We start from the raw sequence: 23,316 nt of genomic DNA on the forward strand, positions 1-23,316 counted from the left end.
TGAGAGGCCGGGCCGCGGGACGCGTCAATGCTGGGGCAGTCTCGCCATGAAAGCCGCCAAGACCTGCCCCCATACCTCGGGGTGGCCCAGGGTCTGATGCCCGTAAGTGCCCGGCCCCGCGGGGAACAGCACGGCGCTCCCGCCCTTCACCCGCGCGGTCGCGGCCTCCGTCAGGCCGAGTTCGGCCGGGTTGAGGAGGTCGTCGGCGAAATTGATGGCGAGCAGCGGCCGCTCGATCCGGTCGATCTGACCCGAAGGGTCGTAGTCGCGCGAGCTGTCGTAGGAATACAGGTAGTCGTCGGCGTCGATCGCGGTGCCCCCCTGCACCAATCTGGCGTCGAGCGCCGTCGCGGCCTCGCGCGTCGGCGCCTCCGCCTGGAGATGGCGGGCGTCGCCCGTCATGATGGTGAACAGCGGCAGCACCGCGCGCCAGCGCTGCGGCTCGGCCAGGTAGTCGCCGCCCCGGAAGTCCGGGTCGCTCCGGATGGCGTCGATCACCATGTCGCGCCACATCATGTTGCGCCCGGCCACCGGCGCCGGCGTCGCCGCGACTGTCACGGTGCCGTCCATCATGTCGGGATGGCGCTCGGCCCAGAGCCAGGCCTGCATGCCGCCCATCGACGTGCCGAGCACGAGGGCGAGGTGGTGCACCCCGAGCCCCTCCTCGACCAGGCGGCGCTGCGCTTCGACCTGGTCGCCGTAGCCGTAATGCGGGAACCGCGCCTTCAGGCCGTCGCTCGGCTTAGACGAGCCGCCCGCCCCGATCCCGTCCGGCAGGATGACGTAGAAGCGCGACGCGTCGATCGGCTTGCCGGGGCCGAACATGTCGCGCATGTCGGCCGGCGCGAGGAACTGCCGTCCCGTCCCGGTCGTGCCGTGCAGCAGGAGCACGGCGTTCGTCACGGCCCCGGAAGCGTCGCGCTTCGGCGTGCCCAGCGCCTCGTAGTGCAGCCGCAGTTCGGGCAGCGAGCCGCCGTCCGCGAAGCGGAAGTCGCGGACGACGACGTCGCCCTCCGTCGCCACCGGGGCGTCGGCGGCCCGGGCACCGGCCGCTAGCGCCAGCAGCAGTCCCAGGGCTCCAGCGGTGCAACCCCCGACTCTCTTCATGTTCATGCGTGTCCTCCCTCACGTCGAATCGTCGCCATCCCGTCGCGAGACCCGGCAGGGTCCCGATCGCGCACCATCGCCCCCGCCCGGCCCTCCACGCACACCCGTCGCGTCAGGGCGGGGGCGACCCGTCCGGCGGCGGGTCGAAGCCCGCGGCCGAGAAGGCCGGCGCCATCCGGATGGAGCGCAGAAAGGCGATGACGGCGCGCGCCGCCTCCGGTCGCGCGGCATGGGTCGAGACCCCGGCGGCGTAGACGGTGCGCAGTTGCATGGCTTCGGGGAGCGGCCCGACGAGGTCGGCGCCGACGACGGGCCGGATCTCGCTGATCTGCCCGGCCGCCAGGGCGACCTCGCCGCGCGCCAGGGCTTCCACGGCGGCGGTGCCGTCGGTGTAGAGGCGGATGCGCGGCTTCAGCGTCTCGGCGAGGCCGAGGTCGCCGATGAGCTTGGCGAAGTAGATCCCCGTCGTCGCCCCCGAAGCGGGGTCGGCGAGGCCGATCGAGGGCGCGGCCAGCAGGGCGGCCCTGACGTCGGCTTCGGTCGCGATGGCGGGCCGCGGCGCGCCGGCCCGCACCGCCGCGCCGAGCCTGACGGTGCCGAGCGGCACGCGCCCCTCGGGCGAGACGAGCGAAAGCCCGACGAGTTCGTCGAGCCGCGCCGGCGGGAGCACGACGAGGTCGACGGGCCTGCCGCCGGCGACGCGGTCCTTCACGCCGCCGGCCGTGCCGAAGCTCATCACCAGGCGCTCGCCGACGGCCGCCTCGGACAGGGTCGCCGCAGCCTCCAGCGGCGTCGGACCGCGGCGGCCGACGCGACCGGGACGTCGCCGGCCCGCGCCCCGCCCAGGCCCAGAGCAAACAGCGGCGCGGTGAGCGCGATGGCCCGCATGGCGTCGCCCCCTCGGCTCACGGCGCCGGTGCGAAGACGTGGATCGTGCCGTCCCCGCCCGCGACCGCGCCGACGGGCACGTAGACGTGGCCGTTGCTCTCGCTCGACGCCACCGAATGCGGGGTGCCGCTCTTGAACCTGATGGTCTGGACGAGCTTGTTGGTCTTGGCGTCGATCACGCCGAGCGCCGGCCCCCCGGGGTTGTCGCGCGACGCAGTGTAATACTGGCCGTTGTGGGCATTGTAGTTGACCATGTCGGAACCGCCTATGCCCGGCACCGTCGCGACGACCACCCCGGTCGCGGCGTTCATGACCACGGTCTGGGCCGGCATCTCCTTGCCGTCGGCGGTGCAGCCGAGCACGAAATTGCCGTTCGGCCCGAAGGCGAGGCCCGCGGGATGGCATCCGTCGACCGGCAGCGCCTTGACGACCGTGCCGGTCTTCGGATCGATCACGGCGACGGCACCCTTCTTCGGGTCCTTCCCCACCTGGGGGATCGACATGTAGAACATCCCGTCGTCCGGATTGTAGCCGGGCTGCTCGGCCCCGTCGCCCGCGTCGGCGAAGGTGACCTTGCCGATCGCGGCATGGCCGGGCTTGGTCGAGGTCACGGTCGCGAAGGGCGGCTCCTCGGCGTTGTTGACCGCGATGACGGCCTGGTCCTTGGGATCGTAGGCCATCTCGTCGACGCGGGTCTTCCCGCCGGACGGGATCGTGGCCGTTGTCTTGCCGGAGGCGAGGTCGATCACCTTGAGGGTGCCGTCCCTGTCGCCCGCCCAAACCTCGCCGCCGAAGGCCAGCACGCCGTCCGGCCCGGACACGTCGTTGTCGACCTTGCCGTCCTTCACCACAGCCCCCGCGAAGGAGCCGATGCGGCCCACGTAGGCGTCCTTGGCCGTGTCGAAGACGTCGACGGCCTTGTTGCTGCGGTCCGCCAGATAATAGTGGCCGGTCGCGGGGTCGATGTAGCTGATGTCGAAATTGGCGAGCTTCGCGCCCGGCACGCCGATGGTGCCGACCTGCTTCAGCTCCGCCGCCGACCCCGTCACGGGTCCGGCCGCCGTGGCCATGAGCGCGAGACCCATCCCGGATGTATGTTTCATGTGATCCTCCCTCGATTGTCGTGCGAAGCGGCTGTCGCCGGTCACGGTCTGTGCGACCTTTCGCGGCCGAAGCGGTCGATCGGGACGGCGATGGCCGTGGCCGCCGCGAGCGGCGCCGCCGCCGTGGCCCCCGGGCTGCGCTTCCACGGCGACCGCGACCTGCTCACCCAAATGCTGGCGAACCTCGTCGAGAACGCCATCCGCCACGCCGGCGCGGGCGCCCGCGTGGCGCTTTCCCTGCGCCGCGACGGAGCCTGGTTCGAGACCGTGGTGGCCGACACGGGTCCGGGCATCCCGGTGGCGGAGCGCGCCCGCGTCTTCGGCCGCTTCGTCCGCCTGGACGCGTCCCGCCCCGGCGAGGGCCACGGGCTCGGCCTCGCCATGGTGAAGGCCGTGGCGGACCTCCACGGCCTCGCGGTGTCCCTCTCGGACGCGGGGCCCGGCCTGCGCGTGGCGCTGTCGGGCCCGCTGCGCGCGCTCGTCCACCCCGACCGAAACACCGCGTCGTGAGGCCGGCCCGAGCCGGCACCTTCGCACCGCCCGGGAACGCACCATGCTGAACGACCTCGTCGCGCATGTCGCCGCCGGGACGATGGGCGCGATCTCGGCGTCCGGCTCTGCCGGCGACCTGCTCGGCCCCTCCTGGGAAAGCGACCCGCGGCTGCGCACGATCCTGCATCGCCTCGACCTTGTCGTCGCTCACGTTGTGGTTGTGATTCGGGGTCTTCTCGTCCTGGGCCAGGTCAGGGGCCGGCGTCGGGCCTGAGCGAGGTCCGGAAGGACCCGCGCGGGGATGCTTCCGAGCCGTCACTCGCGGGCGACGAGAGGACGTCATCGCTGGGGCGAAGAGCCAGCGGCGCCTCGATCGGCCCGATGAGGACGGTGATCGGAGCGCCCCGGCCGACGGCGTCGGCGGGCGCCTTCTTCATCCCGTCTATGAGCCGGACACGGACCTGGCCGTCGAGCCGGAATGCCGCCGCGGGTCCCGATTCCCCCGGCCCTGCGTTCGGCGCGGGCGCGTGAGCCGTCACGGGCGTGCGGTCAGCATGTCATGGATCTGGTGTCGTGGGCGGTCGGGGGTTCGTCGTCGTCTCCTGCCGGAAATCCAACGAATCGCGGCACCAGCGATGACTACGGTTTTTAAACAGCTTGTGGGTAGGTTAACTGTGCATCGCGCCTGGGTCAAAGATGGCAAGGTCAAAGTTGAAATGTTTGGCCGACCCAGTCGGCCTAGCTGCCGCACTCTGTGAGGCCTTGGAGGCGTTGCCCGACGGCGTGGCCGTCTTCGATGATCAGGACCGCTACATCTATTGGAATGCGCGTTACGCGGACTTTTACCCGGGCGGATCGAAGATCCTCCGTGTTGGCCTGCCCTTCATCGACTTCCTGCGCGGCTCGTTGCGCGCCGGTGACACGCCCTCGGGACTCGTCGATGAGGAGGCCTGGATCACGGCCCGCATGGCCCGGCATCGTGCGCCGTCCTCGCTGCACGAGCACGAGACGGCGGACGGCCGCTGGATGCGGATCCAGGAGCGGCGCACGCCCAGCGGCGGCAGCGTCGGCATCCGGACCGAGATCACCGCCATCCGCGAGCAGGCCGCGTCCTTCATGCTGCTGTTCGACGCCAATCCGTTGCCGATGTGCATCTTCGCCCGCGACGGGCTCGGCATCCTCGCGGTGAACGACGCCGCCCTGGACCTGTATGGCTACGACCGTGCTGCCTTTCTCGCCCTGTCGGTGGGCGATCTCCAAGCCGCGAGCGGCCCGGCCACCGGGCTGGAAGACCTGCTCGCCCGGCCGAGCGAGACGCTCTGGTCGCAGCGCCGGCTCGACGGCAGCACCATCGTGACCCTGCCCTACATCAAGCGCCTGACCTTTCTGGGTCATCCGGCCGCGATGTGCTGCGTCGTTGACGTCACCGCGCGCAACGCCATCGCGGACGAGCTGCGCCAGACGCGGGCCTTCCTCCACAGCGTGGTCGAGGCCTTCCCGGCGGCCGTCTTCGTGAAGGACCTCGAGGACGAAGGCCGCTACGTCCTGATGAACAGGTCGGGTGGAGCGCTGCTGAACCTCGACCGCGGCGACGTCATCGGCAAAAACGACGCCGACCTGTTCTCGGCTGGCGTTTCGGCGGACCTCGCCGCCTCCGACGCGCAGGCCATCGAGAGCGGGCTCTACGAGGCCGTGATGGACGTGCGGTCTCCGCATCGCGAGGACGATCTCGTGCTCGCGGTGAGCAAGCTCCCGATCCCCTCCGAAACGGAAGCGCCGCCGCGCTTCCTCCTCAGCATCGGGCGCGACATCACCGAGCAACGGCGGATGGAGGAACGCCTCACCTATCTCGCGCACCACGACGTGCTCACGGGCCTGCCCAACCGCGTGCTGTTCCAACACCATTTGGACGCCGCCCTGAGAGCGTCGGCGGAGGGAGGCGTGGCGCTCCTGTCGATCGATCTCGATGGGTTCAAGAACGTCAACGACGCCTTCGGCCATCCCACGGGGGATGCGCTGCTCGCCGCGATCGGCGGGCGGCTTCGCGCCGTCCTGTCCGAAGGCGACACGGGAGCGAGGCTCGGCGGCGACGAATTCGCCGTGATCCATCGCCCCGGGCCGGCGGGCCTCGATCCTGACAGCGTGGAGCGCCTCGCGACACGCATCATCGCCGCGCTGGTGCAGCCCTATGAGATTGACGGGAGGAGCATCTCGATCGGTGCGACCGTCGGGATCGCGAAGGCGTCCGGCTCCGACACGGATCCCGAGCAGCTGCTGCGCCAAGCCGACCTGGCACTCTACCACGGCAAGGGGACGGACAAGGGCACGGTCCAGCACTACCGGCCGGGCATGGACGAACGGTGCCAGTCCTGCCTGCTCCTCGAACGCGATCTCGCCGGCGCACTCGAGTTGCATCAGTTCGAGCTCTATTACCAGCCGATGGTCGACCTCACACGGGACCGCATCTGCGGGTTCGAGGCCTTGCTGCGCTGGCATCATCCGGAGCTGGGCACGATCCCGCCTTCGGATTTCATCCCGCTGCTGGAGGACAGCGGCGCGATCGCCGCCGTGGGCGCCTGGGTCCTGCACACGGCCTGCCGGGAGGCGGCGACCTGGCCGGCGGAGATCAAGGTCGCCGTCAACCTGTCGCCGGCGCAGTTCCGGCAGCAGGGGCTCCTCGCCGTAATCATCAACGCCCTGGCCGGCTCGGGACTGGACCCGGGCCGGCTCGAGCTGGAGATCACCGAGTCCGTTCTGCTGCACAACAACGACGCCAACCTGGGCCTACTGCACCAGATCCGCGCCATGGGCGTGCTCGTGTCGCTGGACGACTTCGGGACGGGATATTCGTCGCTCAGCTATGTCCGCTGCTTCCCGTTCAGCAAGATCAAGGTCGATCGCTCGTTCGTCGCCGGCCTGGGGGAGGATGCCGGCTGCCTCGCGATCGTCCGTGCCGTGTCCCGCCTCGCCACCGACCTGTGCATGGTGACCACGGCCGAGGGGATCGAAACGCCCGACCAGCTCAGGACGGTCCGCCAGGAGGGCTGCAGCGAAGGTCAGGGCTACCTGTTCGGCCGCCCGATGCCGGGGCGCAACGCGGCAGCGCTGCTCGAACACCAGAGGAGCGTGCGGGCGGCGTGATCGGGACCGTCTCCGGGCGAGACCCGATCCGCCATGCCGCTCGTGACCGCAGGACGGGTGGTCCGCAGGTCGCGTCGAGTCCGAGCCGGGCGCGACCGCCACCGCACGTTCCGCACGCCAAACCGACAGTTCAGGCTTGACCGCCCCAATACAGTCGGGGTTCGATCGCGTCGCGATGCGGAAACGGGCTTCGCCCCTGCGCCGCGCGGGCTGGTGATGCGCGACCCGGCCTGTTCAGCCAGATCGCGGATCACCTGCGGCCCCGGCGAGGCGCCGCGAGACTCGGCCAGCTTGTCGCGGAGCGGCTCGAAGCCTCCGGTGCGGGCGACGGCGCCCTCGTCGAGGTAGAGCGCCCGGTTCACCTCGATCTGCAGGGTGTGGACGCCGTCCGCCGGGCGGCCGTAGCGTCGCACGATCTCGGCCCCCTTGTAGGGCACGTTGTGGCCGACCGAATATCCGAGGTCCCGCAGCGTCCGGACAACGAAGCCCGAGAAGGCCGGGTCGGCGCTCGCGCCGTCGAGGTCGCCCACGGCGAAGTCGGGCCGGGCTGCACCCTCGCCGTCCGGCGTCATGGCGTTGCCCTTCGACTTCATCGAGTGCCAGTCGACGTGCCAGACGCGCCCGAAGCGCTCCACGAGCCGCGCGATCTCGCCCTTCAACGCGGCGTGATAGGGCACGTAGACCCCGTCCAGCCTCGCCCGCACCTCCTCGTGCCGCAGCCTGCGGCTGTAGACGGGCACGCCGGGCACGATCAGCCGCCGGATCAGCCCGAGCCCGAGCCTGCTCTTCTCCGACGGGCGCGCGCCCGGCCAGGGCGGCCCCTCGATCAGGTCGGGGTCGATGTCGTCGGCGGCGCGGTTGGCGTCGATGTAGCTGCGCGGATACAGGGCCGTGAGGACGGTGGCGCCGACGTCGACGGCCGGGGCCACCAGTTCGTCGACATAGGCGTCCTCCCCCCGCCGCAGCGCGAGGCGCGGCTGCGGGCTGTCCCAGTCGGCGGGATGGAAGCGGCCGCTGTGCGGGCTGTCGTACAGCAGCGGCACGGCGAGCCGCGGATCGGGCCGGACGAGGTCGAAGGCCGGAGGCGTCATGCGTATCCCATCACTGCGGCGAGGGCGATCACCAGGAAGCACAGGCCGGCCAGCACCAGCCAGAGCGGCCAGACGAAGCGGATCCACGCCCCGTACGAGACGCGGCCCGTCGCCAGATGGGCGAGGAACATCCCCGAGGTGGGCGAGAGCATGTTCATCAGACCGTTGCCGAGCAGGAAGGCCAGCACGGTCGTCTGGCCCGTGACGCCGCTGATCTGCGCGATGGGCGCCAGGACCGGCATGCTGAGTGGGATTGGGGTTGCCCCGGTTTGGATACTGCTGGCGAATGGGTGAGTCCGAAGGGGCGGGATGCGGATTCCCGATGAGGCGGCGTGTGCGCTGCCGATCGGGGGCCTTCCATGTCGCTGCATCCAGCCTCGGACTTCTCCGTGCCGGACGACACGGCCGCGGTGGCGCGCGCCGTCTTCCCGCAAGGGACCGCGTGCCTCCGGCTCCGTGACCGGCTCGGCCCCATCTTCGCCGATGAGCAGTTCGTCAGCCTGTTCCCGAAGAGCGGCCAGCCTGCAGAGTGTCCCTGGCGCTTGGCATTGGTGACGTTGCTGCAGTTCGGCGAGAACCTGTCCGATCGACGCGCCGCGGATGCGGTCCGCAGCCGCATCGACTGGAAGTATCTGCTCGGCCTGTCCTTGAATGATCCTGGTTTCGACGCTTCCGTGCTGAGCGAGTTTCGCAGTCGCCTCGTGAAGGGAGGCGCCGAGAGCCTGCTCTTCGACCGGCTGCTCGTTCTGTGTCGCGAGCAGGGCTTCCTGGCCCAGCACGGACGGCAACGGACCGACTCGACCCATGTCCTCGGCGCCGTGCGGACCCTGACCCGCCTCGCCTGCGCGATCGAGACGCTGCGAACCGCGCTCGACGCCTTGGCGGTCGCGGCCCGCGACTGGCTGCGGGCCCATGCCGACAAGGCCTGTGCCGAGCGCTACGAGCGGCGTGGCGGCGACGTCCACATCCCGAAAGGCGAAGCCGCCCGGCGCGCCTTCGCCGAAACCGTCGGGCGGGACGGCGAGGCGCTGCTGGGCGCCGTGACCGGCCTGGGTGCGCCGGCGTGGCTGCGCGAGGTGCCGGCCGTCGAGATCCTGCGCCGCGTCTGGGTGCAGAACTTCTGCCGGAGGGACGACGATGCCGGCCCATCGGAGCCCCACAAGCCTCAAATCCTGCGTTGGCGAACCGAAGTGGAAGGCTTTCCACCCTCAGCCTTGATGGTGGCATCGCCCCATGATCCCGACGTCCACTATGCCAAGAAACGCCAGACGACGTGGATCGGCTTCAAGGTCCACCTCACGGAGACTTGCGAGAGTGGACAACCCAACCTGATCACCCACGTCGAGACCACGGCAGCACCTGTGGTGGACAGGGACGTGCTGGCCGACGTGCACGCAGCGCTCAGGGACAAGGACCTCCGGCCGGAGCGCCATCTCGTGGATGCCGGATACATCGACGCCGACGGGCTCGTGGCCAGTCATCGCGATCATGGCGTCACGCTCGTCGGCCCGCCCCCGGGCGACAATCAGTGGCAGGCCCGCACCGAGGGCGCCTTCGCCATCGAGCAGTTCGATCTCGATTGGGATCGTAAGATCGCCACCTGTCCGGCGGGCCAGACGAGCGAGAGCTGGATCCCGGACACCAACGGCGGCCACGACAACGTCCGCATCCGGTTCTCGCTGACCCACTGCAAGGCCTGTCCGCTCAAGGCTAGGTGCACGCGCTCGAACCGACGCATCCTCGCCCCGCGCCGCCGGCAGGAGCACGAGGCTCTGGTGGCGGCCCGGACCGCCGCAAAGGACCCGGCCTTCATTGCGGAACGAAAACGCCGCGCCGGCATCGAGGGCACGCTGTCGAAGGCGGTGCGCGCCAACGGCCTGCGTCGCAGCCGCTATATCGGCGCGGCCAAGACCCACCTCCAGCAGGTTCTCACGGCGGCGGCCATCAACCTTCACCGCATCGCAGACTGGATCGCGGACCAGAAACCCGCACAGACGCGGAAATCCGCCTTCGTCCGCCTCATGGCAGCACCCGCTTGAGCCAGCGCATTCGCCAGCAGTATCGATTTCGTGGACGGTCAGTGGACTTGTTCGGGTAGGCTGGTCATAGGGCTGAGTTGCGCGTGATGGAAGCTTCTTTCGTAGTCGATGGGAGATCGATAGCCGAGGCCCGAGTGCAGGCGCAGCGGATTGTAGAAGCCTTCGATGTAAGTGAAGCAGGCCATACGAGCCTCGGCCTGCGAGGAAAAGGAACGCCGGCTCAGCAGTTCGCATTCCAGTGTCGAGAAGAAACTTTCAGCCATGGCGTTGTCGTAGGCGTCTCCGACGGAGCCTATGGAGGAGCAAACACCGGCTTCCTTGCATCGACTGCCGAAAGCCAGCGATGTATATTGGGCGAGTTCAAGCGGTCGTCGCAACAGCTCCATCTTGTGCTGCTTGCAACAGTTTGTCGAGAGTCTCAGCAGGCGTTCTCCAGCCGAGAGTCTTGCGGGGACGCGCGTTGAGTGTGCTCGCCACTGCCAACAGAGTGTCTGCATTGTGCAGACTCAGATCGGTGCCTTTCGGGAAGTACTGCCGTAGTATGCCATTCGTGTTCTCATTCGTGCCACGCTGCCAAGGGCTGTGCGGGTCGCAGAAATAGACACGCAAACCCGCATCGACTCGCAAGCGAGCGTGCTCAGCCATTTCCGCTCCCTGATCCCAGGTCAGCGACTGCCGGAGAAGCTCGGGCAAAGCGGTCATCGTCCGCGTGATCGCGTCGCGGACTGCTTGGGCACCATGGCCAGCGAGGGCGGGTCCGTTCTTGACGCGCGGACCAAGGCCATGGTCGGCCATCCGCGGCAGATGCAGCAGGATCGTGAACCGCGTCGTGCGCTCCACCAACGTGCCGATCGCCGAACTTCCCAGGCCGAGGATGAGATCGCCTTCCCAGTGGCCCGGCACCGCCCGATCGGCGGTCTCGGCTGGACGCTGGCTGATCAGGAGATCCGGAGTAACAAAGGACTTGCCCCGATCACGGCTGCGCGCCCGCGGCACGCGCAACGCCCGGCCCGTACGCAGGCAGGGGTAGCGTCCACGGAAGTGGTGGGGATTGTGGAGTTGGGGCGGCGGGCGGAGCTCCGCACATAGCGGAGCCCGCCGCCCCCTGGGTGGCCACCGTGCCTCTGGCTAGGATCGGGTTGCGACGCTCGAAACCGACCGGAGAACACGATGACCGACGACACCATGCCACTGTTGGACGCGCTGCTGAAGCGCGGCGGGGGCGACTTCATGAAGAGCCTGGCCGAGGAGGTGCTGGCACGGCTGATGGCCTTCGATGTGGAGGGTCAGATCGGGGCGGCGCGCTTCGAGCGCAGCGAGGCGCGCACCACGCAGCGCAACGGCTACCGGCCGCGCGCCTTCGACACGCGTCTGGGCACGCTGGAGCTGAAGATCCCGAAGCTGCGCAAGGGGTCGTACTTCCCAGCATTCCTTGAGCCGCGCCGCACGACCGAGCAGGCGCTTGTGGCCGTGATCCAGGAGGCGTGGATCAAGGGCGTGTCGACCCGCAAGGTGGACGATCTCGTGCAGGCGATGGGCATCGAGGGCATCTCGAAGAGCCAAGTGTCGGAGCTGTGCGCCGGCATCGACGGGCGGGTGAACTCCTTCCTGGAGCGGCCGATCGAGGGCGAATGGACGTATCTCTGGCTCGACGCGACCTACCTGAAGGTGCGCGAGGACGGGCGCGTGGTGTCGATCGCGGCCATAATCGCCACGGCGGTGAACACCGACGGCCGGCGCGAGATTTTGGGCCTCGGCCTGGGTCCGTCCGAGGCCGCGGTGTTCTGGCTCGACTTTCTCAGAGTCCGTCCGGGAAGTCAGGCTGCGCAACCTATGCGACGTAGCAGCATCATGACGGACGCAGCGTAGAGGAAGGCCTTTGCGGATGCGATTGTGGCCTCCGGATCCTTCCAGAGGCGTCGATTGCGGCTGATCCAGGCGAAGAAGCGCTCAACCACCCATCGCCGGGGGTGAACCACGAAGCCGACCTGCCCGGGTGGTTTGCGGACGATCTCGACGGCGATGAGCGTGGCGCTGTCCGGCTTGTCGCCGGCGTAGCCCGCGTCGGCGAAGGCCTTGGCGATGAAAGGATATGAACGGCGTGACTGCTTGAGCACCGGCACGGCCCCGTCGCGGTCCTGCACGTCGGCCGGCTGCGGGTCGAGCACCAGGGCGCGGCCGTCCGTGTCGACCAGGGCCGGCGCTTGCGACCCTTCACCTTCTTGCCCGCGTCGTAGCCCCGCGGACCGCCGCTCTCCGTGGTCTTCACGCTCTGGCTGTCGAGCACGGCCGCGGTGGGCGAAGCCTCTCGCCCGGCCCGCTCGCGATCCAGCATGACGAGATGGTGGTTGATGCCGGCGAACAGGCCCTCATCGCGCCACGCGCTGAAGTAGCCGTACACCGTGCTCTTCGGGGGCAGGTCCTTCGGCAACAGGCGCCAGGGAACGCCGCCCCGCAGCACATAGAAAATGCCGTTCACAATCTCCCGCAACGACCACAGCCGGGGCCGTCCGAGCGGGTTGCCGGGCGGCAACAGCGGTTCGATGACGGCCCATTCGGCGTCGGTCAGATCGGTTGAGTAGCGGAGTTCGGAGCGGCTATGCTGCTCGCGGGTGGCCGGGGTCCACATGGCGGTTCCAGATCAGGTTTCAGCACCCTCCTGGAATCATCTCAGCCCCGGCCACTCAACCCCACGTGCCCTTATCGGACGGACACTCAGGAGCCTGGAGCGGCGCGGCCTCAAGGGCGTCAAGCTGGTGATCTCGGACGCGCACGAGGGGCTGAAGGCGGCCATCGCCCAGGTGTTCAAGGCGACGTGGCAGAGGTGCCGCGTGCACTTCATGAGGAACGCCTTGGCTTATGTACCGAAGGCACAGCACCAGATGGTGGCGGCGGCGATCCGGACAGTGTTCATGCAGGCCGACCATGGCACGGCCTCCACCGTTTGGAGGCAAGTCGCCGATCAACTGCGGGCGAGACTACCGAAGCTGGCTGCATTGATGGACTGTGATTAGGCGTGGAATTTTGACCCCCATGTGAGGGGGATCGGCGTCCAACTTTGACCCCCTCGAGTGCAATTCGAGCAAGCTGCACGTCCTTGTTGCGGGACGGGCGGTGGGGGGGATGAAAGGCGTGGACACGATTGCGCGCATCAGGCGCGAGTTCTTCATTCGAGGCCGGTCCATCAAGGAGATCGTCCGGGATCTGCACGTGTCCCGGAACACCGTGCGCAAGGTGGTGCGCACCGGCCGCACCGCGTTCGAGTACGAGCGTGAGGTCCAGCCGATGCCCAAGCTCGGGCAGTGGCGGGCTGATCTGGACGAGATGCTGGCCGCCAACGACAGCAAGGCGGCCCGCGAGCGGCTCACCATGATCCGCGTGTTCGAGGATCTGCGCGGCCGCGGCTATGCGGGCGGCTACGACGCTGTCCGGCGCTACGCCCGGGGCTGGCGGCGCGAGCGGGTCGCGGTGACGGCCGCCGCCCACGTGCCGCTGAGCTTTGATCCGGGCGAGGCCTACCAGTTCGACTGGAGCCACGAGATCGTGCTGATCAACGGCACCACCGTCACCATCAAGGTGGCCCACGTCCGGCTCTGCCACAGCCGCATGCTGTTTGCGCGGGCCTATCCGCGCGAAAGCCAGGAGATGGTGTTCGACGCCCACGACAAGGCCTTCGCCTTCTTCGAGGGCGCCTGCCGCCGCGGCATCTACGACAACATGAAGACGGCAGTCGAAACGATCCTCGTCGGCAAGGAACGACAATATAACCGCCGTTTTCAGCAGATGTGCGCTCACTATCTCGTCGATCCCGTCGCCTGCACGCCGGCGTCGGGATGGGAGAAGGGCCAAGTCGAGAACCAGGTCGGCCTGGTGCGCGAGCGCTTCTTCACGCCCCGCCTGCGCGTGAAGAGCATCGAGGAGCTGAACAGGTGGCTCCTCGATCAGTGCGTCGCTTACGCCAAGGGCCATCCCCATCCCGAGAACAAGGAGATCACGGTCTGGCAGGCGTTCGAGGCGGAGCGGCCGAGCCTCGTGCCCTATGTCGGCGCCTTCGACGGTTTCCACGCCGTGCCGGTCTCGGTGTCCAAGACGTGCCTGATCCGCTTCGACAACAACCGTTACTCGGTGATGGCGAGCGCCGTCGGCCGCCCCGTCGAAGTGCGGGCCTATGCGGAGCGGATCGAGTTGCGCCAGGGCGGCCATGTCGTGGGCGAGCATGTTCGCAGGTTCGGCCGCAACGAGACCGTATTCGAGCCCTGGCATTATGTGCCGGTGCTGGCCCGCAAGCCCGGCGCCCTGCGTAACGGGGCGCCGTTCAAGGATTGGGTGCTGCCGCCCGCCTTCGAGCGCGTCCGGCGCAAGCTCGCCGGCGCCGACGATGGCGATCGCCAGATGGTGGGCCTGCTGACGGCCGCCATGGACGACGGGCTGGAGGCCGTCGAGGCTGCCTGCCTGGAGGCGCTCGAAGCCGGCGTCCACTCGGCCGACATCATCCTCAACATCCTGGCCCGACGCCGCGAACCCGCGCGCGTCATCACCATCGATACCCCTGACGCGCTGCGCCTGCAGCACGAGCCCGTCGCCGACTGCGCGCGCTATGACACTCTGAGGAGCATCATGTGATGGAACGTTCCGAAATCCTGGCCACGATGGTGGACCTGAAGCTTTACGGCATGAAGGCCGGCTACGACGAGATCATCACCACGGCGTTGAAGCGCCAGCACGAGCCGCAACGCATCGTCGGTGATCTGCTGCAGGCCGAGATCGCCGAGAAACAGGCGCGCTCGATCAAGTATCAGATCACCATCTCCAAGCTGCCTTTAGCCAAGGACATCGAGGATTTCCGGTTCGAAGGCACGCTCATCAACGAGATGCTGGTGCGCGATCTCGCCGGCGGCGAGTTCCTTGCTCACCAGCGCAACGCTGTCCTGGTGGGCGGCACCGGGACCGGCAAGACTCACCTCGCCATCGGGATCGCCCGAGCCTGCATCCGCAACGGCGCCCGTGGCCGCTATTTCAACGTCGTCGACCTCGTGAACCGGCTCGAAGCCGAAGGCCGCGCCGGCCGCCACGGCCGCATGGCCGACTACCTGTCGCGCATGGACTTCATCGTGCTCGACGAACTCGGCTATCTGCCCTTTGCCCAGTCTGGCGGGCAACTCCTCTTCCATCTCATCAGCCGCCTCTACGAGCAGACCTCCGTCATCGTGACGACCAACCTGGCCTTCGGTGAATGGCCGAACGTGTTCGGCGATGCCAAGATGACGACCGCACTGCTGGACCGGCTCACCCACCATTGCGAGATCGTCGAGACCGGCAACGAGAGTTGGCGCTTCAAAAACCGCGCCTCGGCCTGAGCATCACGCCACCGCAGCCGCCCGGCTGCGCAACCCTGACCCGCTTCGCCGGGCGGCCGCTACCGCCTCAGATTGCAGCAAGGGGGTCAACATTGGACGCCGATAGGGGGTCAAATTTCAACGCCGATTGACAAACACCACCGACTCGCCGAACGAACCTTCGGCCATCACGGCCCGACCCTCGTGCGGGTCGTAATCGTCGCTCATATCGTCGGTAGCCCCGTGGTAGCCTATGATCAACAAGCTTTCAGCTCCGACACGTTAAAGCATTGTCAAAGCTGAAAATTCCGGTGATTTCAAGCTGGGTGACCTCCGCCTTCACCGGGCAGGCGTCCGCGTCGACGTAGACCGCGAGGGGCGCCCCCTCGCTCACGCGCCGAGCCGCCCGAGCGCGAACACCTCGCCGTGGGTCGCGACGAAGCCCTCGCCCTGCGGCGTCACCCAGCCGCGGTACATGCCGCCGGTGTTGAAGGGCAGGGCGACGCGGCCCGCGGCGTCGAGCGCGATGAGGCCGGCGCCGGTGCCGCGCGGCGTCAGGTCGGCGATCACGCCGGCCGCCGCGGCGTCGAGCGCGTCGCCGCGGTAGCGGATGCGCGCCCCCACGTCGTGGGCCAGCGCGTGGCGGATGAAGGCCTCGCCCTGGCCCGTGCCCGACACCGCGCAGACGCCGTCCTCGGCGTAGGTGCCGGCGCCGGGGATGGGGCTGTCGCCGACGCGGCCGGCCGGCTTGTTGGTGTAGCCGCCCGTCGAGGTCGCGGCGGCGAGGTGGCCTCGCCCGTCCAGCGCCACCGCCCCCACCGTGCCGTGCTTCTCGGCCTCGGTGGCGGCCCCCACCGTGCCGTCCCGCCCGCGCGCCTTCATGGCCGCGAGGTTGCCGCGCTGGCGCTCGATCGTGAAGAAGGACGGGTCGACGAGCTCAAGCCCGCCCGAGCCCGCGAAGGCGTCGGCGGCCGGGCCGGCGAGGATCACCGCCTTGCCACCCTCGAGCACCGCGCGGGCGGCCCGCACCGGGTTGCGCACGCGGCGCACGCCGATCACCGCGCCGGCGCGGCGCCCGTCGCCGTCCATGATCGAGCTGTCGAGCTCGTGCTCGCCCTCCGCGTTGAGCGCCGCGCCGTGGCCGGCGTTGAAATGCGGGCTGTCCTCCAGCACCACGACGGCGGCCTCGACCGCGTCGAGCGCGCGGCCGCCGTCCGACAGCACGCGCCAGCCGGCGCGCAGCGCCTCCGCCAGGGCCGCGCGGGCCCCGGCCCACTCGGCCTCGGGCTGGCCGGCGGGGCTCATCACCCCGCAGCCGCCGTGGATCGCCAGTGCGATGGTCATGGCCGGTTCCTCAAAGACGGTTGGCAGTGGCGCGCGTCAGCGACAGCATGACACGCCCTAAGCAGCGATTCGTAATTTGTCACACGGATGACTGATCCGTCGCTCGGCATTGAGGCTGTTTACGGCTTGGTGGATGGCGGCATCGAGGTGAGCGGCATCCGCGAAGGTGCGATGAGCGAGGTGATGGCGCTTGAGATCACGCCATTTCAACTCGATGTCGTTCAACTCGGGCGCGTAGCGCGGCAGCCACTCCACGGTGAGCCAGGGCCGCGCCGCGATGGCGGCGGTGGTGGCCTTGCTGGTGTGGATGGGGCCGTTGTCGAGCACCAGCACGACGGGCTTGGCGGGGCGTCCCGGTTGCGGGCCGTCGCGGCCGTCCAACACGGTCAGCAGGGCGATGAAGTCGGTGCTGCGCTTTGTTGTCGACGTGTGGACGATGAGGTCGCGGGTTGCGGCGTCGAGCACGCCCATGATGGCGACCTTGCGGGCCTGGCCTGGGGCGGCGACGCGCAGGTCCGCGCCCCGTGGCGCCCAGGCATGGGCCAGATAGGGATGGGTCAGGGCTTCGCTCTCGTCGCCGTACAACAGCACCACGTCGCCCGCCTCGGCCTGCGCCCGGCGGATCCTGAGGCGCAGGCCCACGCGCTCCACCTCCTGTGCATCCTGCCGACCCTTCAGCGTGTGCCGGGGGCGGCGCCAGCAGAACCCCCCTTTTCCCGGAGCAGGATGCTCAGCCGAGACTTGGAAATACTCAGGCCCGTCCGCCGCTCGATCTCGGCCTGCAGGCGCGGCAGCGTCCAATTGGGCCGGTTCTCCACGGGCTCGCGCAAAAGGGCCGCCGCCACCGCGAGCGCCTGTTCGCCCTTGGCCGCCGGGCGACCCGAGGCCAGCGTCGAGCGCAGGGCCTCGACCCCGCCTTCGCAAAACCACTGCCGCCAGTGGCGGACCGCATCGGCCGTCACCCCGAACGCTTCTGCCACCTCGACGCTCGTCCAACCCGACAAGGTGAGCAGCATCGCCCGCGCACGATCGGCCTCGCCCCGAACGTCAGATCGCGCCAACGTCTCGAGGTCGGCGCGCTGCGCCGGCGTCGCTGCCAAACGGGACCGACCAGCCATGATACTCACCCGAGCACTTGAGCGCTCGACATACCATCCGTGTGACAGTCAGCGGAATCCTGCTTAGCGGTGCGTGAAGTTCGGCGCGCGCTTCTCCACGAAGGCCGCCATGCCCTCGCGGCGGTCCGCGGTGGCGAACAGCGCCTGGATGGCGCGGCGCTCGAACAGCAGCCCCTCGGCGAGGCCCGCCTCGTCGGCGCGGCCGAGGCATTCCTTCAGCGCCATCAGGGCGGGCAGCGACATGGCCGCGACCGTGTCGGCGGTCTTCATCGCCTCCGCCATGAGGTCGGCGGCCGGCACCACGCGGGCGACGAGGCCGGAGCGCTCGGCTTCGGCGGCGTCCATCATGCGCCCCGTGAGGCACAGGTCGGTGGCCTTGGCCTTGCCCACGGCGCGGATCAGCCGCTGCGAGCCGCCGATGCCGGGGATGATGCCGAGCTTGATCTCGGGCTGGCCGAACTTCGCCGTGTCGGCCGCGATGATCATGTCGCACATCATGGCGAGCTCGCAGCCGCCGCCGAGCGCGAAGCCCCCCACGGCGGCGATGATCGGCTTCCGCACCCGCGTCAGCGCCATCCAGCCCCCGAAGGCGTCGTCCACGAACATCGAGATGGCGTCGGCCTCGGCCATCTCCTTGATGTCGGCGCCGGCCGCGAAGGCGCGCTCCGAGCCCGTGACGACGAGGCAGCCGACCTCCGGGTCGGCGTCGAAGGCCGCCGCCGCCGCCGTCACCTCGGCCATCACGCGGCGGTTCAGCGCGTTCAGCGCCTTCGGCCGGTTGAGGGTGACGAGGCCGACGCGGCCGCGGCGCTCGACCAGGATCGTCTCGTAGGCAGGGGCGTCGTCGGTCATCGGGGTCCTCCGGGGCAGGGGCGTCGGCGGCCTTTCTGCCGCAGATTCGCGCCGCTGTCGCGCCGCCACCGCCGCGCGAGCGGCGCCGCGCCGGCTCGCCCGTTAACGCCCCGGCAAGGGCCGGCGCGATAAGGGTGGGAGCGTTTCGTTAACCATGGGCGGGGATCGCGGAGGATGCATCGGAACCGCATGGCGGTGCGCCGCAAGACCCGGCGGGGCGTCGCGCGCGGGCGCTCGCGCCTCGCCTGGGCGGGGCTGACGGTGGTGCCCTGGGCGCTGGCGGGCGGGATGCTGGTGTCGATGGCGGCCGAGGCCGGCCAGGAGCCCGCGCCCGCGAGCTCGCGCCTCGGCCTCACCGACACCGCCGCCGCCATGCCGGGCGACCTCGTGCCGCTGGCCGACGCGGCCGAGGGCCGGGGCTTCGCCCTGCCGCCCTCGGGCCTGCTCGCCGCCGACGAGGCGGAGCCCCGCATCGTCATGAAGGGGGAGGGCCGCGCCGTCCCGGCGGACCGCGGCCGCCGGGGCGACCCCGCCGTCCCGGTGCGGCCGACCTTCGCGGCGCGGCTCGGGACGCCGGGCGCGCTGGAGCACCTCAGGGCCGCCGCCGTGACGTTCGGCGAGGCGGAGGATCCGGGCGACGGCTTCGCTCCCGTGCCGGTCGACGCGCCCTGGGCCGACCCGAGCCGGCTGCAGCCGCTGCCGCCCGACCTCGTGGTCACGACCAAGCGCGCGCGCTCGGCCTCCTCGCCGCAGGCCGAGGCCGGCTCGACCACGCCGGAGGCCGAGGACGGCGCCACCCCGGCGGTGGCGCGCGCCGTGTCGCTGGCCTCGACCACGCCGGAGCCCGCCGACGCGGCCCCGATCGCGGTCGCGGCCCTGCCGAAGTTCTCGCGCGGCCCGCACGGGCTCATCACCGACGACCGCACCGTGGTGGGCGTGGCGCAGGCCCACCCCGACTACGCGGCGACGATCGAGACCGCGAAATCCGCCCCCGAGCAGCGCTGCCTCGCGCAGGCGGTGTATTTCGAGGCGCGCTCCGAGCCCGAGGAGGGCCAGGCCGCGGTGGCGCAGGTGGTGCTGAACCGGGCGATGAGCGGGCTCTACCCCGGCTCGGTCTGCGGCGTGGTGTTCCAGAACCAGCAGCGCCGCAACGCCTGCCAGTTCTCCTTCACCTGCGAGGGCCACGGCCTGCGCGTCAGCGAGGGCGACGCCTGGGACCGCGCGGTGCGGATCGCCCGCGAGGTGACGGAGGGCAGCACCTACGTGTCCGACGTGGGCTCCGCCACGCACTACCACGCCACCTACGTGCGGCCGGGCTGGGCGCGGGCGCTGAAGCGCACGGAGGCGATCGGGCACCACGTGTTCTACACGCTGCGGCCGGGGCAGACGTGAGCGCCGTCATCGCGAGCGCAGAGACGCGATCCAGGACCGATGGGAGCCGCGGGGCGGCGTGAGGGCCCCCCTGGGGCGACACGTCCTGCGCGCGTCGGCTGGATCGCGTCGCTGCGCTCGCGATGACGGCGGAGAGGAGCCGACGGGCCCCGCCGCACCCTCCCTCAGTGCGGCGCTTCCGGAACCATCAGACCGCCCTGCGTCCACAGCGCGTTGGCGCCGCGCGGCAGCTTGAGGTCCGACCCCTCGCCGAGATCCCGCGTGAAGATCTCGGCGGCGTTGCCGACGGCGCCGACCGCCCGCGCGGCCCAGCCGTCGTCGACCACCTCGGGGTCGATGCCGGTCAGCGTGCCGCCGAGCGGGCGCAGCAGCGGGTCCTCGGTCGTGCGCAGGAGGTCGGCGTGGGCCTTGTCGACGCCGCCGGCCTCGGCCCGCACGGGCGCGGCCGCCACGGCGTCCACCACCTCGGCCCAGAGGGCGTCGCCGCTCGCCACGGCGGGCGCGAGGGGCAGCACGGAATAGCGCTCGGGCAGGATGTCGAAGTCCTTCGTGCGGGCGTGGAAGTTGGTGCGGGCCTCGGCGAGGCGGGTGGCGCTGTTGAAGTAGGCGTCGCAGCTGCGGCCCACCACGGCGGCGAGCAGCTCGCCGTTCTCCTCGAAGTTCCAGGGCTTGAAGGCGACGCCGCGCCGGGCGGCCTCGCCGTTCAGCGCCGCGGCGGCCTCCGTGTCCATGATGTAGCAGACGGTGCGGCCCTTGAGGTCCGCGAAGGAATGGATGCCCGACTCGCGGTGCACCATCAGGGCGTCGCCGTCGAGGAACACCGGGCGCACGAAGCTCACGCCGTAGGCCACGCTCGAGGCGGCCGAGGGCGAGGCGCCCATCAGCAGGTCGACCTTGCCCGCGGCGAGGTCCCGGAAGCCGACCTGCTCGGAGGGCGCGTCGACGATCTTCACCCTGTCGGGCGAGCCCAGCACGGCGGCCGCGGCGGCGCGGCAGTAGTCCTCCCCGAGCTCGGGCAGGGGGGCGTGGACGTCGTCCTTGCCCCAGTCGTCGGGCTCGGTCAGCACGCCGCACCGGAGCACGCCCGCTGCCTTCACGCGGTCGAGCACCGCGCCGGCGCGGGCCGGGGCGGCATGGAGCGACGCGGCCAGCGCGACCGCCGAGGCGCAGAGGGCGAGCGTGGTCTTCATCGGAGGTCCCTTGCTGAAACGAGCGAGGGGGCCGGGCATGGCCCGGCCCCCTCCCGCGCGCGGCGCGTCCCGATCAGGGCGTCCAGGTGCCCGAGGTGGGGGTGCCGGGGGTCTGGGTCGGGCGCGGGTTGAAGTCGGCCGGGGCGGGGTCGACCGGCGTGCCGTTCCGGTAGTCGGTCGGCGTGATGTGCAGCGTGCGGCAGCCCTGGCCACCGTAATGCGGGAGCGAATGCACCTGCGCGGGCGGGATCATCGCGTAGGCGGGCGGCAGGGGCGGCTGCGCGCCGGTGAGGCGGGCGTTGTCGAAGGCGTTCGACATGTCGCTCATCTGCCACACCTGGTCGCTGTCGGCCGGCCCGAGCCGCGGCTGGCCATAGGCCGCGAGGCCGGCGGCGCGGGCCGAAGCCTCGTCGGGCAGCTCGGCCAGGGGCGTCAGGCCGAACAGGTTGTTGATGAACCTGATGATGCTGGAATGCTCGGCATAGGAATGCTCGGCCACGTGGGCGAGGCCGTAGGGCGAGATCACGATGGCGGGGATGCGCGAGCCGGCCGCGTAGGGCAGCCCGTCCGGGCTGTAGGAGCGGATCTCGAAGGACGCGTGGTCGTAGTAGCCGTCCGACTCGTCGTAGGTGATGATGATCGCGCTGTCCTTCCAATAGGGGCTCATCGCGATGGCGTTGACGGCGTCGGCGAGCGCGGCCTCGGAGATCTGCGAGTCCGAATAGGCCGGGTGGTCGTTGTTGCCCTTGAAGGCCGCCTGCACGGTCGGGTTCGGGTCCTGCGGCACGAGGCCGTCGAGGTTGTTGTAGCCGCCGCGCACGTAGAACACGCCGCCCCCTGCCGGCAGGGCCCTGTTGGCGATGTCGGTGTAGAAGTCGCCGAGCCCGTGCAGGTGGAGCAGCTCCTGCGGGTTGTCGCCCACGTAGCCGAAATATTGCGGGCCGTTGTGGTGGACGATGTAGCTCGCCGTCGAGGCCGCGTTGTTGGCGCCCGTGTCGAAGGGCTCGTGGTCGTAGCCCTCCTGGTACCAGCCCCACGGCACGTTGGTCTTGTTGTGCTTGGCGATCTGGAGGATGTCGTTCTGCACGTCGAGCAGGTCCATCGCCGGGTTCTCGTCCGACTTGATGATCTGCTGGATCTGCGGGCCCATGAAGGACAGGGGCAGCGACGCGTAGGTCTGCGGCAGGGTGGGCTTGTTGGGGTTCTCGTCGGCCGGGTTGAAGGGCGGCTTGACGGCGGACTTGTCGAGGTTCGAGCCCGGGAAGGGGCCGGGGTCGCCGAGCACGGGCTCGTAGGCGACCTGGTCGGGGTGCTTGACGTACTGCGTTTCGCCGCCCTGGCCGGCGATCATCGCGATGGCGTTGGGCGTCGAGGGGCCGTCCACGGTCATGTGGAAGTTGTCGAACAGCGCGAAGCGGTCGGCGTACTGCCACAGGAACGGCACCGTGTCGCAGTCGACGTGGGCCATCACCAGCTCGGCCGTCTGCTTCTGGGCCAGCGTGGGCTTGGTGGTCGCGGCCATGTTGGTCGCCTTCGACACGAGGGCGCCGGACGCGTCGGTGGTCAGGCCCTCGTTGTCGATGGCGAAGCGGTCGTTGCGGCTCCTGTTGGTGGCCGGGTCGACGTCGATGCCGACCGCGATGCCGGTGTGGCCGTGGTCCACGTCGCCGAGGTCGGCGGGGTAGAGCGGCACGGCCTTGCCGTTCGCCGCCGTCACGGTCTGCGGGATCAGGAAGGGCGAGATCGTGCCGACGCTGCCGTCCGTGTTGACGATGGGCTGCACGGCGCCGGGCAGGCCCGTGTTCAGCTTGCCGCCCGAGAACAGGCCGCGGGCGCCGGGGAAGGTGCCGAAGTAATGGTCGAAGCTGCGGTTCTCCTGGAACAGCACGAAGACGTATTTGATGTGCTGCTTCAACAGGGCCTGCTTCTGGGCATAGGTCAGCTTCGGCGCGAGCGAGGGCACGGAAGCGTATTGCTTCACGAAGCTGCTCGACTCCGGCATCACCGTCATGGCGGCCTCGGCGGGCGCCGGCCGCGGCGCGGATTGCGCGAAGGCGACGGGGGCGTGGAGCAGGCCGGCGGCCGCCAGCAGGGCGGTCGAGGCGCGGAGGCGTTTCGCGAGCGTCATCGGGGCTCCGGTCACGGAAGGGCCGCGATGGGACGGGCGGCCGGCGAGGGTGAGCCGCAGATAAGCCACGATCCACGACAGGCGCGTGACATGCC

General features: G+C 70.0%; 19 protein-coding genes and 4 pseudogenes. 9 read left to right on the top strand and 14 right to left on the bottom strand.

Annotation, left to right across the window (positions count from 1 at the left end):
* Nucleotides 1–24: 24 nt before the first annotated feature.
* From L7N97_RS15200 to L7N97_RS15210, 3 genes are all read right to left on the bottom strand, one after another.
* Complete coding sequence (locus L7N97_RS15200; RefSeq protein ID WP_237479176.1) at nucleotides 25–1,113, bottom strand: alpha/beta fold hydrolase; 1,089 nt, start codon at nucleotides 1,111–1,113, stop codon at nucleotides 25–27.
* Between the two features lie 106 nt (nucleotides 1,114–1,219).
* A complete protein-coding gene (locus tag L7N97_RS15205) occupies nucleotides 1,220–2,113 on the bottom strand; it encodes a substrate-binding domain-containing protein (protein WP_309242866.1) in 894 nt (297 codons plus the stop codon).
* Nucleotides 2,013–3,098 (bottom strand): YncE family protein, encoded by a 1,086-nt coding sequence (locus tag L7N97_RS15210; RefSeq protein WP_237479178.1) that lies wholly within the window; start codon nucleotides 3,096–3,098, stop codon nucleotides 2,013–2,015. The genes L7N97_RS15205 and L7N97_RS15210 overlap by 101 nt, the downstream gene beginning before the upstream one ends.
* Before the next feature lie 90 nt (nucleotides 3,099–3,188).
* Between L7N97_RS15210 and L7N97_RS15215 the strand changes: the two genes are divergently transcribed.
* From L7N97_RS15215 to L7N97_RS15230, 3 genes are all read left to right on the top strand, one after another.
* A complete protein-coding gene (locus L7N97_RS15215; RefSeq protein ID WP_237479179.1) occupies nucleotides 3,189–3,608 on the top strand; it encodes a sensor histidine kinase in 420 nt (139 codons plus the stop codon).
* Between the two features lie 43 nt (nucleotides 3,609–3,651).
* Entirely contained in the window at nucleotides 3,652–3,864 is a 213-nt protein-coding gene (locus L7N97_RS15220; protein ID WP_237479180.1) for a hypothetical protein, read from the top strand.
* Between the two features lie 422 nt (nucleotides 3,865–4,286).
* The gene (locus tag L7N97_RS15230; RefSeq protein ID WP_428980995.1) at nucleotides 4,287–6,731 is read left to right on the top strand and encodes an EAL domain-containing protein; all 2,445 of its coding nucleotides are present in this window, start codon (nucleotides 4,287–4,289) and stop codon (nucleotides 6,729–6,731) included.
* On the opposite strand, the gene L7N97_RS15235 is transcribed toward L7N97_RS15230, so the two are convergent.
* Both L7N97_RS15235 and L7N97_RS15240 read right to left on the bottom strand, forming a co-directional pair.
* A complete protein-coding gene (locus L7N97_RS15235; RefSeq protein WP_237479181.1) occupies nucleotides 6,653–7,822 on the bottom strand; it encodes an N-formylglutamate amidohydrolase in 1,170 nt (389 codons plus the stop codon). The two genes, L7N97_RS15230 and L7N97_RS15235, sit on opposite strands and share 79 nt — an antisense overlap.
* On the bottom strand, nucleotides 7,819–8,193 hold the full coding sequence (locus L7N97_RS15240) for a hypothetical protein (RefSeq protein WP_255721675.1): 375 nt from the start codon (nucleotides 8,191–8,193) through the stop codon (nucleotides 7,819–7,821). Before L7N97_RS15240 ends, L7N97_RS15235 begins: the two co-directional genes overlap by 4 nt.
* Between L7N97_RS15240 and L7N97_RS15245 the strand changes: the two genes are divergently transcribed.
* Entirely contained in the window at nucleotides 8,182–9,861 is a 1,680-nt protein-coding gene (locus L7N97_RS15245; RefSeq protein ID WP_237479183.1) for an IS1182 family transposase, read from the top strand. The genes L7N97_RS15240 and L7N97_RS15245 overlap by 12 nt on opposite strands.
* A 38-nt stretch (nucleotides 9,862–9,899) precedes the next feature.
* On the opposite strand, the pseudogene L7N97_RS15250 reads toward L7N97_RS15245, so the two are convergent.
* Together L7N97_RS15250 and L7N97_RS15255 are read right to left on the bottom strand one after the other, a co-directional pair.
* Nucleotides 9,900–10,217 (bottom strand): annotated as a pseudogene (locus tag L7N97_RS15250) (transposase); the annotation flags it as partial.
* A 4-nt stretch (nucleotides 10,218–10,221) separates the two neighbouring features.
* Nucleotides 10,222–10,884: pseudogene (locus L7N97_RS15255) on the bottom strand (IS30 family transposase); the annotation flags it as partial.
* A 147-nt stretch (nucleotides 10,885–11,031) separates the two neighbouring features.
* On the opposite strand from L7N97_RS15255, the pseudogene L7N97_RS15260 reads away from it, so the two are divergent.
* Nucleotides 11,032–11,664, top strand: a pseudogene (locus L7N97_RS15260) (IS256 family transposase); the annotation flags it as partial.
* Nucleotides 11,665–11,678: 14 nt separating this feature from the next.
* Here L7N97_RS15260 and L7N97_RS15265 read toward each other — a convergent pair.
* Nucleotides 11,679–12,490, bottom strand: a protein-coding gene (locus L7N97_RS15265) for an IS5 family transposase (RefSeq protein WP_428980972.1) whose coding sequence is annotated in 2 segments (ribosomal slippage) — nucleotides 11,679–12,058 and nucleotides 12,058–12,490 — 813 coding nt in all. Because the reading frame shifts where the segments join, the coding sequence is not laid out codon by codon here.
* Nucleotides 12,491–12,575: 85 nt separating this feature from the next.
* Between L7N97_RS15265 and L7N97_RS15270 the strand changes: the two are divergent.
* The 3 genes and pseudogenes from L7N97_RS15270 to istB all read left to right on the top strand — a co-directional run.
* Nucleotides 12,576–12,866: pseudogene (locus L7N97_RS15270) on the top strand (transposase); the annotation flags it as partial.
* Nucleotides 12,867–12,984: 118 nt separating this feature from the next.
* The gene (gene istA / locus L7N97_RS15275) at nucleotides 12,985–14,484 is read left to right on the top strand and encodes an IS21 family transposase (RefSeq protein WP_237478174.1); all 1,500 of its coding nucleotides are present in this window, start codon (nucleotides 12,985–12,987) and stop codon (nucleotides 14,482–14,484) included.
* Nucleotides 14,484–15,218: an IS21-like element helper ATPase IstB gene (istB, locus tag L7N97_RS15280; protein WP_237478175.1), complete on the top strand. Its 735-nt coding sequence runs from the start codon at nucleotides 14,484–14,486 to the stop codon at nucleotides 15,216–15,218. The genes istA and istB overlap by 1 nt, the downstream gene beginning before the upstream one ends.
* Nucleotides 15,219–15,587: 369 nt before the next feature.
* On the opposite strand, the gene L7N97_RS15285 is transcribed toward istB, so the two are convergent.
* The 4 genes from L7N97_RS15285 to L7N97_RS15300 form a co-directional block, all read right to left on the bottom strand.
* The gene (locus tag L7N97_RS15285; RefSeq protein ID WP_237479184.1) at nucleotides 15,588–16,541 is read right to left on the bottom strand and encodes an isoaspartyl peptidase/L-asparaginase family protein; all 954 of its coding nucleotides are present in this window, start codon (nucleotides 16,539–16,541) and stop codon (nucleotides 15,588–15,590) included.
* A 57-nt stretch (nucleotides 16,542–16,598) separates the two neighbouring features.
* Nucleotides 16,599–17,192 (bottom strand): IS630 family transposase, encoded by a 594-nt coding sequence (locus L7N97_RS15290; protein WP_237476361.1) that lies wholly within the window; start codon nucleotides 17,190–17,192, stop codon nucleotides 16,599–16,601.
* Between the two features lie 23 nt (nucleotides 17,193–17,215).
* Nucleotides 17,216–17,659, bottom strand: coding sequence for a helix-turn-helix domain-containing protein (locus L7N97_RS15295; protein ID WP_255721583.1), 444 nt, complete (start codon nucleotides 17,657–17,659; stop codon nucleotides 17,216–17,218).
* A 63-nt stretch (nucleotides 17,660–17,722) separates the two neighbouring features.
* Nucleotides 17,723–18,511 carry an enoyl-CoA hydratase gene (locus tag L7N97_RS15300; RefSeq protein ID WP_237479185.1) on the bottom strand — a complete coding sequence of 263 codons (789 nt, stop codon included), beginning with the start codon at nucleotides 18,509–18,511 and terminating at the stop codon, nucleotides 17,723–17,725.
* A gap of 174 nt (nucleotides 18,512–18,685) precedes the next feature.
* On the opposite strand from L7N97_RS15300, the gene L7N97_RS15305 reads away from it, so the two are divergent.
* On the top strand, nucleotides 18,686–19,903 hold the full coding sequence (locus L7N97_RS15305; RefSeq protein WP_237479186.1) for a cell wall hydrolase: 1,218 nt from the start codon (nucleotides 18,686–18,688) through the stop codon (nucleotides 19,901–19,903).
* Between the two features lie 164 nt (nucleotides 19,904–20,067).
* Here L7N97_RS15305 and L7N97_RS15310 read toward each other — a convergent pair whose 3' ends face one another.
* Nucleotides 20,068–21,093, bottom strand: coding sequence for a type 2 periplasmic-binding domain-containing protein (locus L7N97_RS15310; RefSeq protein ID WP_237479187.1), 1,026 nt, complete (start codon nucleotides 21,091–21,093; stop codon nucleotides 20,068–20,070).
* A 73-nt stretch (nucleotides 21,094–21,166) separates the two neighbouring features.
* The gene (locus L7N97_RS15315) at nucleotides 21,167–23,221 is read right to left on the bottom strand and encodes a phospholipase C (protein WP_237479188.1); all 2,055 of its coding nucleotides are present in this window, start codon (nucleotides 23,219–23,221) and stop codon (nucleotides 21,167–21,169) included.
* Between the last annotated feature and the right edge of the window lie 95 nt (nucleotides 23,222–23,316).

Origin of the sequence: Lichenibacterium dinghuense (assembly GCF_021730615.1) — a bacterium.
Taxonomy (GTDB): Bacteria; Pseudomonadota; Alphaproteobacteria; order Rhizobiales; family Beijerinckiaceae; genus Lichenihabitans; species Lichenihabitans dinghuensis.